The sequence below is a fragment of the Parvibaculum sp. genome (assembly GCF_040882025.1).
Taxonomy (GTDB): domain Bacteria; phylum Pseudomonadota; class Alphaproteobacteria; order Parvibaculales; family Parvibaculaceae; genus Parvibaculum.
The window spans coordinates 1-9,222 of the sequence record NZ_JBBECC010000084.1 but is presented as its reverse complement, the minus strand read 5'-3'; the positions used below and the strand labels follow the sequence as shown (position 1 = coordinate 9,222).

12 protein-coding genes are annotated in these 9,222 nt (G+C 63.6%); 7 read left to right on the top strand and 5 right to left on the bottom strand.

The window, feature by feature from the left end:
* Positions 1–530 (bottom strand): hypothetical protein (locus WEB61_RS05660; protein WP_368063355.1); only part of this gene is annotated, 530 nt, incomplete at its 3' end.
* A 71-nt stretch (positions 531–601) separates the two neighbouring features.
* On the opposite strand from WEB61_RS05660, the gene WEB61_RS05655 reads away from it, so the two are divergent.
* Positions 602–988, top strand: a complete 387-nt coding sequence (locus WEB61_RS05655) for a VOC family protein (RefSeq protein ID WP_368063354.1) — start codon at positions 602–604, stop codon at positions 986–988.
* Between the two features lie 336 nt (positions 989–1,324).
* Here the strand turns inward: WEB61_RS05655 and WEB61_RS05650 are convergent, their stop codons facing one another.
* The 3 genes from WEB61_RS05650 to WEB61_RS05640 are packed head-to-tail and all read right to left on the bottom strand — an operon-like array spanning position 1,325 to position 2,917.
* Complete coding sequence (locus WEB61_RS05650) at positions 1,325–1,621, bottom strand: putative quinol monooxygenase (protein WP_368063353.1); 297 nt, start codon at positions 1,619–1,621, stop codon at positions 1,325–1,327.
* 50 nt (positions 1,622–1,671) lie between these two features.
* The gene (locus tag WEB61_RS05645) at positions 1,672–2,511 is read right to left on the bottom strand and encodes an isocitrate lyase/phosphoenolpyruvate mutase family protein (protein WP_368063352.1); all 840 of its coding nucleotides are present in this window, start codon (positions 2,509–2,511) and stop codon (positions 1,672–1,674) included.
* A gap of 25 nt (positions 2,512–2,536) precedes the next feature.
* Positions 2,537–2,917, bottom strand: coding sequence for a nuclear transport factor 2 family protein (locus WEB61_RS05640; protein WP_368063351.1), 381 nt, complete (start codon positions 2,915–2,917; stop codon positions 2,537–2,539).
* Positions 2,918–3,012: 95 nt separating this feature from the next.
* Here WEB61_RS05640 and WEB61_RS05635 point away from each other — a divergent pair, with 95 nt between their 5' ends.
* The 4 genes from WEB61_RS05635 (at position 3,013) to arsB (ending at position 6,106) form a co-directional block, all read left to right on the top strand.
* Entirely contained in the window at positions 3,013–3,609 is a 597-nt protein-coding gene (locus WEB61_RS05635) for a TetR/AcrR family transcriptional regulator (RefSeq protein WP_368063350.1), read from the top strand.
* 506 nt (positions 3,610–4,115) lie between these two features.
* Positions 4,116–4,472 carry an ArsR/SmtB family transcription factor gene (locus WEB61_RS05630; protein WP_368063349.1) on the top strand — a complete coding sequence of 119 codons (357 nt, stop codon included), beginning with the start codon at positions 4,116–4,118 and terminating at the stop codon, positions 4,470–4,472.
* Between the two features lie 18 nt (positions 4,473–4,490).
* Entirely contained in the window at positions 4,491–5,018 is a 528-nt protein-coding gene (locus tag WEB61_RS05625; protein ID WP_368063348.1) for an arsenate reductase ArsC, read from the top strand.
* Positions 5,018–6,106 (top strand): ACR3 family arsenite efflux transporter, encoded by a 1,089-nt coding sequence (gene arsB, locus WEB61_RS05620; protein ID WP_368063380.1) that lies wholly within the window; start codon positions 5,018–5,020, stop codon positions 6,104–6,106. Before WEB61_RS05625 ends, arsB begins: the two co-directional genes overlap by 1 nt.
* Positions 6,107–6,187: 81 nt before the next feature.
* Here arsB and WEB61_RS05615 read toward each other — a convergent pair whose 3' ends face one another.
* Positions 6,188–6,532, bottom strand: a complete 345-nt coding sequence (locus WEB61_RS05615; protein ID WP_368063347.1) for a hypothetical protein — start codon at positions 6,530–6,532, stop codon at positions 6,188–6,190.
* A 348-nt stretch (positions 6,533–6,880) separates the two neighbouring features.
* Here WEB61_RS05615 and WEB61_RS05610 point away from each other — a divergent pair, with 348 nt between their 5' ends.
* Both WEB61_RS05610 and WEB61_RS05605 read left to right on the top strand, forming a co-directional pair.
* Positions 6,881–8,383: a CoA-acylating methylmalonate-semialdehyde dehydrogenase gene (locus WEB61_RS05610; RefSeq protein ID WP_368063346.1), complete on the top strand. Its 1,503-nt coding sequence runs from the start codon at positions 6,881–6,883 to the stop codon at positions 8,381–8,383.
* Positions 8,384–8,473: 90 nt separating this feature from the next.
* On the top strand, positions 8,474–9,222 hold a 749-nt coding region (locus tag WEB61_RS05605), incomplete at its 3' end, for an arylamine N-acetyltransferase (protein WP_368063345.1).

Genomic DNA, 9,222 nt, shown 5'->3' with positions numbered 1-9,222 from the left:
ACCGCATCCGGCTTGCCGAACTCATGCGCAAACATCAGCGCCTTCTTCAGACCCGCAAAATCTTCCACCACACAATCGCTGTTCTCGATCGTCACGCCGAATTCGGACAACGCGACACCTTTCTCTTCAGCCAGCGAAACGAAATCCGGACACACCATGTTCCAGCGTTTCCAGTCGTTGCCGTCACGTTCGAGCAGCACATAGAGACCGCCCTCCGCCTCTTTCGTGTCCGCCTCGCGCGCCAGCACCGCATAAAGGTCCGGCCCGATCTCCTTCATCAATCCGGCGAAGAGCTTGCCATCCTCGCCCGTCATCATCGTGTAGCGGCCGCCCGCGCGGGCGACATGCATCTCATCCGTCTTCTCGCCGCTGCGCGCGCCCGTCTCGTCCAGCCGGTGAAGCGTGAAGCGCGCGCCGTCGGCGACCGGATAGTCGGCATCGGCGGGCGCGATCAGATCGGCCGTCGAGACGAAGCAGCCGGAAAGAAGAAGTGCGGCGGCGAGGGTGAGCCATGCGCGGTTGAAGGCCATCTGTTTTCCTTTTCGGATATCGTCGCTAGATTGGGCCGGCGTCCGCCCGTTCCCCGACGAAGGAGCCCATCATGCTCGATCATATCGGTGTCAGCGTTTCCGACTACGAAAAATCGAAGGCGTTCTACGAAAAGGCCCTGGCGCCGCTCGGTTACGGCTTTCTCTTCGAGGTGCCGCGCGAATATACGGGCGGTGTCGGCGCCGGCGGTTTCGGCATCGCGCCAAAGCCCGATTTCTGGATCGACGGTCGCGGCGATGTCGCGCCGAAGCTTCACGTTTGCTTCCGCGCCGCCGACCGCGCCACGGTCGATGCCTTCTACAAGGCGGCGATGGCGGCGGGCGGGCGCGACAATGGCAAGCCGGGGCTCCGGCCCGAATATCACGAGAACTACTACGGCGCCTTCGTGCTCGATCCGGACGGCTACAATGTCGAGGCCGTTTGCCACGATCCGGTCTGAGTGCTGCAGCAAAAGAAAAACCCGGCCCCTGCGAGTTGCGGGCCGGGTTTTGGGAGGGCCAGGATATGCCGGGGCGCTCGCGACGCAGCCGGGGCCTGGGACCCGAAATTCCGGCGCGTTCATCCGGCGCCGTCTTGAGAAAATCCTATGCCCCAAGGTCTGAATACGAGGTGAACGCGGCGGCTGTCTCCCAACCACCAACCTCGTCATGACCCGGCTTGGCCGGGTCATCCACGTCTTTCTTTTCTTCTTTTCGATGCAGTGAAGACGTGGATGGCCCGCCTGCGCGGGCCATGACGAATTATGTATTGCGGGAGCGATCCGCCAGCGGACGATTTACCCTTCCTTCACCATGACTTCACGGATCGAGATTTCCGGCGGCGTTTCGGCGAGCTTGCGCGCCGCCTCGATGAATTCGAGACAATAGGCTTGTGTGAAATGGAAGTCGACGGCGGCGCGGTCCTTCCATTCCTCGTAGAAGAAAAAGCGCCCCGGCGCCATCTGGTCTTCGTAATAGCTGTAGGAAACATTGCCGGGCTCGGCGCGCGAGAGCGTCACCTGACGTTCGGCGACAGGCTTGAAAGCGGCGCGGTTTTCATCGGCGATCTTCGCCGTTCCGGTAATGACGATCATGGCTCTCCCCTCGCGTTTCACTTGCCGTGCATCGGGGAGAGACTATCACCTCAGCGATATTTGCCGAGGAGCTGCATGAACTCCATGAACGAGACGCCCTCGCCGATGAAGCCGAATTCGCCTTTTTCCTTCAGCTCTTCCAGCATGCGGCGCGTATAGCCGTAGGTTGCGTTCATCAGGCCCGAGCCGAGGCTCAACCGGCGGACACCGAGGCGGGCAAGCTCGGCAAGCGGCGGCGTCTTCGGCAGCGCCATCACATTGAGCGGCCCGCCGATCGCGGCAACGAGCGCACCGATGGTCTTTGCATCCGCCGGGCCCGGCACGAAGGCCGCGCCCGCGCCGGCGCCAAGATAGGCATTGGCGCGCTTTACGGCTTCCGCGAAATTTTCCTCCGCCGTGCCGAAACCGATGAGGTAGGGGTCGGTGCGCGCATTGAGCGTGAAGTCGGGCAGGCCCGCCGTCTTTGCGGCTTCCGTCCCGGCGCGGATGCGGGCGACCGCGTCGTCGAAGGCAAAGAGCTTGCCCGTGCGCGGGTCGCGGTCCTCGATGTTGCAGCCGACGAGCCCCGCCTCGATCGCAAGCCGCACCGTTTCGGCGACGTCTTCCGGCGCCGGCCCGTAGCCCGCTTCGAGATCGGCGCTCACCGGCAGCGGCATCCGCCGGGCGATGTTGCCCGCGACCGCCAGCATGAGATCGCGTGAAATTTTCTCGCCGTCCGGCAGCCCATGCACGAAAGCGACAGCGGCCGAGGAGGTCGCCAGCGCCGCCGCGCCGGCTTCGGCCACCAGCGCCGCGCTCGGCATGTCCCAGACATTGGCCAGCGCGAAGCAGCCCGCCGTGTGCAGTTTCGCAAAGCTTGCGGCCTTTTCGGCCTGTGTCGGTGTTGTCATCGGGCTGTTTCCTTCGCGGGTTGGGTCAAACGCCGCCGGGGCGCTCGACGATGGAGGCGGGATCGAAGAAAAAGCGCTCGCGGAAAATCCGGTCGTCCCGCCAGTCCTGGCAGGCGATCTCCTCCATCACGCGCGTCTTGCCGTCGGGCCCGGTGATCTCGAACACCCAATTGATAACAACACGGTCGCCGTCGATCAGGAGCCAATCGGCCTTTTTCGCATGGATCGACTTCACGGCGGCGAGCACCTGGCGCTCATGCGCGACAAGGGCGTCGCGGCCGCCGCGGGGCGGGGCGGCGTTTTCCTGCATCGTCGCGTCCTCGGTATAGAAGCGCTCGATTGCCGCCACAAACCGGTCGGCCTTCACATGGGCGATGAAATCGGCAACGCGTTCCGGGCTCGGCATGGCGTCCTCCTGTTGCGGCGCGGGCGGGTCATTTGCATACCCGGAGTATGTAAAACATACTTGAGGTATGTTTTCAAGCGGCACGATGGAGCGTCATGGCGCGGCAGGAAGAACGGACGGCCTCCTCCCTGGCGGCGCTTTCGCAGGCGGCGCGGGCGCTTTTCACCGCGCGGGGCTATGAGGCGACCTCGATCGACGAGATTGCGGCACAGGCCGGTCTCACCAAAGGCGCCTTCTATCATCACCACAAGGACAAGAAGGCGATCTTCCTCGAGGTCTTCGAGACCGTGGAAGAAGAGCTGACGCAGCGCGTGGGCCTCGCCTCGCGCGCCGCCGATCCCTGGACGGGCTTCAAGGCGGGGTGCGACGCCTTTCTCACCGAAGCGCTCCGGCGCGATGTCCAGCGCATCGTCTTTCAGGACGGGCCGGCGGTCCTCGGCTCCGAACTCTGGCACGAAATCGATGCGCGTTATGCGCTCGGCATGATGATCGCGGGGCTTGAAGCTTCGGCCGCTGCGGGTTTTATCGCGCGGCGGCCTTTCCGGCCGCTGGCGTTGCTGCTGCTTGGCGCCTTGTGCGAAGCCGCGCGCGAGATTGGCGATGCCGCCCGGCCCCGGGCCGCGCGCCGCGCCTTCGCCGCCGAGATCGACGCGCTGCTCGAAGGCTTGCGGCTGGCGTCCTTGCGCAAATAGTCCGTTGACGGATTGTTTTCGCCCGAGGAAGCCGGCCCGCGCCGTCAAGGGGGGATAGACGGCACGGGCCGCGGCATCAGATCTTGAGGGATGCTGACGCCGGAGGTTCCTTGCGAGCATGGCCCCGACGCGTAAAGGCGGGGTTTCCGGCAGGATATGCCCAATTCCGACGGACGGTGTGGAGGGTCCGCTGTTCTTTAAATGGGGTCCGGACCCCTTTCCGTCGAATTTTTGCGTCCGGAATCTGAAAAAACTTCTCCCCGGCGCTCTATTTCCGGGGTCGGGGATAAAACGAGTCACTCGGCGCCGGCCCGGGACGCCCCGAAAACGGGGACAAGTTTTTGCTCGAGCGTGACCATCCGCTCAGGTGCGAACAGTGAGCGGTTCGATGGTGAACCGGCAGGGACTTTTGTGACAGTTTTTTGACAGTTCCGTGACAGAGGGGGGTTTTCGCTGTCGCGCGCTGTCTCTTGACGCCGCCAAAATAGTTTTATATTTTTAAAATTGTGGAAATAGAAACCGCCATACCGGCGCTCGCCGCGCTTGCCCAGGAGACCCGCCTGGCGATCTTCCGTGCTCTGGTGCGCGCCCATATGCCCGTGGAGGGCGAGGGCGGGTTGGCCGCGGGCGACATCGCCCTGACGCTCTCCGTGCCGCCTGCGACCCTCTCCTTTCATCTCAAGGAGCTTGCCCGTGCCGGTCTCGTTACCTCGCGGCGCGAGGGGCGCTCGATCGTCTACAAGGCCGATCTCGATGCGATGCTGGGGCTGACCGGGTTTCTGCTCGACGATTGCTGCCAGGGCGCCTGCGGAACGCTCGCGCCCTGCGCGCCGGAGACCAAATCCGTCTCCGTATGTTGCTGATCTGAAAAGGAAAACCCTATGAGCGGTGCAACGGAAAAATCCGGCGAAAGCTACAATGTCCTCTTTCTCTGCACCGGCAATTCGGCGCGCAGCATCATGGCGGAGGCCTATCTCAATTCGCTGCCGGGGCGGCCCTTCAAGGCCTACAGCGCCGGCAGCCATCCGGGCGGCACGGTCAATCCCTTCGCCCTCGACGTTCTGAAAGCGGCAAAGCTCTGTACCGAGGGATTGCGCTCCAAATCCTGGGACGAGTTCGCCGTTGCCGGCGCGCCGAAGATGGATTTCGTCTTCACCGTCTGCGACAACGCGGCCGGCGAGGTCTGTCCGATCTGGCCCGGCCAGCCGATGACGGCGCATTGGCCTTTCGCGGATCCCGCCGCCTTCGAGGGCAGCGACGCCGAGAAACACGCCTTTTTTCTCGATGTTTTCCGGCAGATTCGCACGCGTATCGACATCTTCACCAACCTGCCGCTGCGCTCGCTCGACAGGCTCGCCCTGAAGAAAAAGCTCGCCGATCTCGGCCGCGGCGCCGTGGAGGCGGGATGATGGCGGTGGCGGAAGAAGCGCCGCAAAAGCTCGGCTTTCTCGATCGGTACCTGACCGTCTGGATTTTCGCCGCGATGGCGGCGGGTGTCGCCATCGGTTCGGTTTTCGAGGGCGCGGCGGCCGCGCTCGACGCGCTCTCCATCGGTTCGACCAACATTCCGATCGCCATCGGCCTGATCCTGATGATGTATCCGCCGCTGGCGCGGGTGCGTTACGAGGAATTGCCGCGCATTTTCGAGGACCGCAAGGTTCTCGCGCTGTCGCTGGTGCAGAACTGGCTGATCGGGCCGTTCCTGATGTTCGGCCTCGCCGTCCTCTTCCTCAGCGACGAGCCGGCTTATATGACCGGCCTCATTCTCATCGGGCTGGCGCGCTGCATCGCCATGGTCATCGTCTGGAACCAGCTTGCGCGCGGCAGCAACGAATATGTGGCCGCCCTCGTTGCCTTCAACAGCCTGTTCCAGCTGCTCTTTTTCAGTGTTTATGCATGGTTTTTCCTGGCCGTGCTGCCGCCGCTTTTCGGGCTTGAGGGGCAGGTGATTGCGGTGAGCTTCTGGGTGATCGCCGGCGCCGTCGCGCTCTATCTTGGCCTTCCTTTCGGGGCCGGCTGGCTGACGCGGCGCTGGCTGCGTCCGCGCATCGGGGCGGCGGCCTATGACAACCGCTTCCTGCCGCGCATCGCTCCGATCACGTTGATTGCGCTCATTTTCACCATCGCCGTCATGTTCGCGCTGAAGGGCGAAGCGGTACTGGCGCTGCCTTTCGACGCGCTCAGGATCGCGGTGCCGCTGGCGCTCTATTTCGTCATCATGTTTCTGGTCAGCTTCGCGATGAGCCGGCTGCTCGGCGCCGATTATCCGCGCACGGTCTCGCTTTCCTTCACGGCGGCCAGCAACAATTTCGAACTCGCGATCGCGGTCGCCATTGCCGCATTCGGTATCGCGTCGCCGGTCGCCTTTGCCACCGTCATCGGGCCGCTGGTCGAAGTGCCGGTTCTGATCGCGCTGGTCAGCGTCGCACTCTGGCTGCGCCGCCGGTGGTTTGGCGGCATCGAAACGGCGCCCGTGCCGGCACGCAGCGGCGACTAATCCCGAATGCGAAACGGCCCGCCCTGTCCCATGCGGACGGCGCGGGCCGGATCGTTCGTGTCCCTTCGAAAGCGGCAGGTCTTATTCGACCGGCGCTTCCTCTTCCATCGCGCCGCCGGCATCGTCGCCTGCAGCGTCACCGGACATGTCGTCCATCGCCTCGTCGGCGGCCTCTCCGGTGTCTTCGGCGGCTTCCTCCGTCGCGTCCATCGCGTCGTCGGCCGCTTCTTCCGTTGCGTCCATCGTGTCGTCGGCGGCTTCGCCCATGCTGTCCATCGCGTCGCTTGCGGCATCGCCGGTGTCTTCGATCATGCCGTCGATGGTCTCGCCGACGGTCGCGTCTTCCGGGTTCATCATCCGATACCCGATCACCAGCACAACAGCGAGTACGATGACGGCAATGGCGGTCTTCATGAAATTGGACATGATCATTTCCTCTTGGCGGTCGTTTCGCCCATTTGTTTCACCCCGGCCGCTCAATCCCCGCAGCCTGAAAAGGGCCCCCCGGTGTCTCCCGCTCCGTTTCGACAGGCGCCCGGACGCAATGTTAGTGATGATTTGGGCCGAAAGGCCACAGGGAAAGGGCCGATTATGAGGATTCTTTTGCCCTGTTGACGTCAGGTCACGGCCTTCCCACCCTCCGAATCGGGCGGCTGGCCGCTGAATCGGCCCCGACGGCCCTTGCCGCCCTGTCGGACCACACGCTAAACAGACCCCGACAGCCACAAAAAGGGAGGCGCGGGCCGGTGGAAGCGGGTTCGCGGCAAGACGCTCATGGCGAAGGATCTGACGCATTTCATCGGCGGCACGCACGTCAAGGGCACCAGCGGGCGCTTCCTCGATGTAACCAATCCCAATACCGGCGAGGTGACGGCGCGAACGCCGCTGGCGAGCGCCGCGGAGCTTCGCGCCGCGGTGGAGGTTGCGGCGAAGGCGTTTCCCGATTGGGCCGCCACCAATCCGCAGCGCCGCGCGCGCGTCATGTTCGAGTTCAAGCGGCTGCTCGAAGCCAACATGAACGAGCTTGCCGAATTGCTTTCATCCGAACACGGCAAGGTCATCGCGGACTCGAAGGGCGACGTGCAGCGCGGCCTCGAAGTCATCGAGTTCGCCTGCGGCATTCCGCATCTGATGAAGGGCGAGTTCACGGAAGGCGCCGGTCCCGGCATCGACATGTATTCGATGCGTCAGCCGCTCGGCGTCTGCGCCGGCATCACGCCCTTCAACTTTCCGGCCATGATCCCGATGTGGATGTTCGGCGTCTCCATCGCCTGCGGCAACACCTTCATTGTGAAGCCATCGGAGAAGGACCCCTCCGTACCGATCCGGCTCGCCGAACTTTTCATGGAAGCGGGTGCGCCGGCGGGCGTCCTCAATGTCGTCAATGGCGACAAGGAAGCGGTCGACGCGATCCTCGCCGATCCGACGATCCAGGCCGTCAGCTTCGTCGGCTCCTCCGACATCGCGCAGTATGTTTACGCCACCGGCACCGCGCATGGAAAGCGCGTGCAGGCGATGGGCGGCGCGAAGAACCACGCGATCATCATGCCCGACGCCGATATGGATCAGGTCGTGAACGATCTGATCGGCGCGGGCTACGGTTCGGCCGGCGAGCGCTGCATGGCGATTTCCGTTGCGGTGCCGGTCGGCGAAGAGACCGCCGATCGTCTCGTCGAAAAGCTCGTGCCGCGCGTGCAGGCGCTGAAAGTCGGTATCTCCTCCGCCGCCGACAGCGATTACGGGCCCCTCGTCACCAAGGCTCATATGGACAAGGTCAGCTCCTATATCGAAATGGGCGTCAAGGAAGGCGCGAAGCTTCTGGTCGACGGCCGCGGCTTCAAACTGCAGGGCTACGAGAACGGCTTCTTCCTCGGCGGCTCGCTGTTCGACGGCGTGACGCCGGATATGCAGAGCTACAAGGACGAAATCTTCGGGCCCGTGTTGCAGGTCGTGCGCGCGAAGAGTTTTGGGGAAGCCGCCGATCTGCCGACCAGGCATCAATATGGCAATGGCGTCGCGATCTACACGCGCGACGGCGATGCGGCGCGCACCTTTGCCTCCAACGTTCAGGTCGGCATGGTCGGCATCAACGTGCCGATCCCCGTGCCGCTCGCCTATCATACGTTCGGCGGCTGGAAACGTTCCGCCTTCGGCGACACCAACCAGCACGGCACCGAAGGCGTGAAGTTCTGGACCCATATCAAGACGGTGACGTCGCGCTGGCCCACAGGCGGCGTCAAGGAAGCCTCCTCCTTCGTCATTCCGACAATGAAGTGATTGGCTCGAAACGATTTGCAAAAATGGCGCTTCCAATCGGAGGCGCCATTCCTATATGGGCGTGATCCTGTCTTTTTCCGGAGCCCTGCCATGAGCAGCGATACGCCGATCGACCTCGACGCCTATTTCAAACGGATCGGCTATTCCGGCTCGCGCGCGCCGACGCTCGATACGCTGAAGGCGATCCATTACGCCCACGCAGTTTCGATTCCCTTCGAGAATCTCGACGTGCTGGCGAAGCGGCCGATCCTGCTCGATCATGCCTCGCTGCAGAAGAAGCTCGTGACGGACGGGCGCGGCGGCTATTGCTTCGAGGTCAACGGTCTCTTCGCGGCCGTATTGCGTCAGCTCAGTTTTGACCTGACGACGCTGATCGGGCGCGTCCGGTGGATGTCGCCGGAGGAAGTGGACACGGCCCGTTCGCATATGTTGATGCGGGTTGAACTGCCCGAAGGCCCGTTCCTCGCCGATGTCGGCTTCGGCGGCCTCACCATGACGGGGCCGATCCGCTTCGAAACCGGCATCGAACAGGAAACGCCGCATGAGCCGCGCCGCCTGCTCGACCATAAAGACGGGTTCGAACTCCAGGCGAAGATAGGCGGCGAGTGGGTGCCGATCTACCGGTTCACGATGGAGCCGCATCGCCGCACCGACTATGATGTCGCGAGCTGGTATACCTCGACGCATCCTTCCTCGATCTTCGTCCAGTTCCTGATTGCCGGACGGCCGCAGGATGGCAAGTGGCTCTCGCTGCTCAACCGCGATTTCAAGATCCGCGGCCTTGACGGCAAGGCGCAGACGCGTGTGCTCGACAGCGCCGACGAAATCGCGGAGGTGCT

Excerpts from the sequence above, each read along its gene's own strand:
- arsB (WP_368063380.1), top strand. The coding sequence starts at position 5,018 with ATGGCGGTGGCGGAAGAAGCGCCGCAAAAGCTCGGCTTTCTCGATCGG.
- WEB61_RS05625 (WP_368063348.1), top strand. The coding sequence starts at position 4,491 with ATGAGCGGTGCAACGGAAAAATCCGGCGAAAGCTACAATGTCCTCTTT.
- WEB61_RS05635 (WP_368063350.1), top strand. The coding sequence starts at position 3,013 with ATGGCGCGGCAGGAAGAACGGACGGCCTCCTCCCTGGCGGCGCTTTCG.
- WEB61_RS05655 (WP_368063354.1), top strand. The coding sequence starts at position 602 with ATGCTCGATCATATCGGTGTCAGCGTTTCCGACTACGAAAAATCGAAG.
- WEB61_RS05645 (WP_368063352.1), bottom strand. The coding sequence starts at position 2,511 with ATGACAACACCGACACAGGCCGAAAAGGCCGCAAGCTTTGCGAAACTG.
- WEB61_RS05650 (WP_368063353.1), bottom strand. The coding sequence starts at position 1,621 with ATGATCGTCATTACCGGAACGGCGAAGATCGCCGATGAAAACCGCGCC.
- WEB61_RS05615 (WP_368063347.1), bottom strand. The coding sequence starts at position 6,532 with ATGTCCAATTTCATGAAGACCGCCATTGCCGTCATCGTACTCGCTGTT.
- WEB61_RS05640 (WP_368063351.1), bottom strand. The coding sequence starts at position 2,917 with ATGCCGAGCCCGGAACGCGTTGCCGATTTCATCGCCCATGTGAAGGCC.
- WEB61_RS05610 (WP_368063346.1), top strand. The coding sequence starts at position 6,881 with ATGGCGAAGGATCTGACGCATTTCATCGGCGGCACGCACGTCAAGGGC.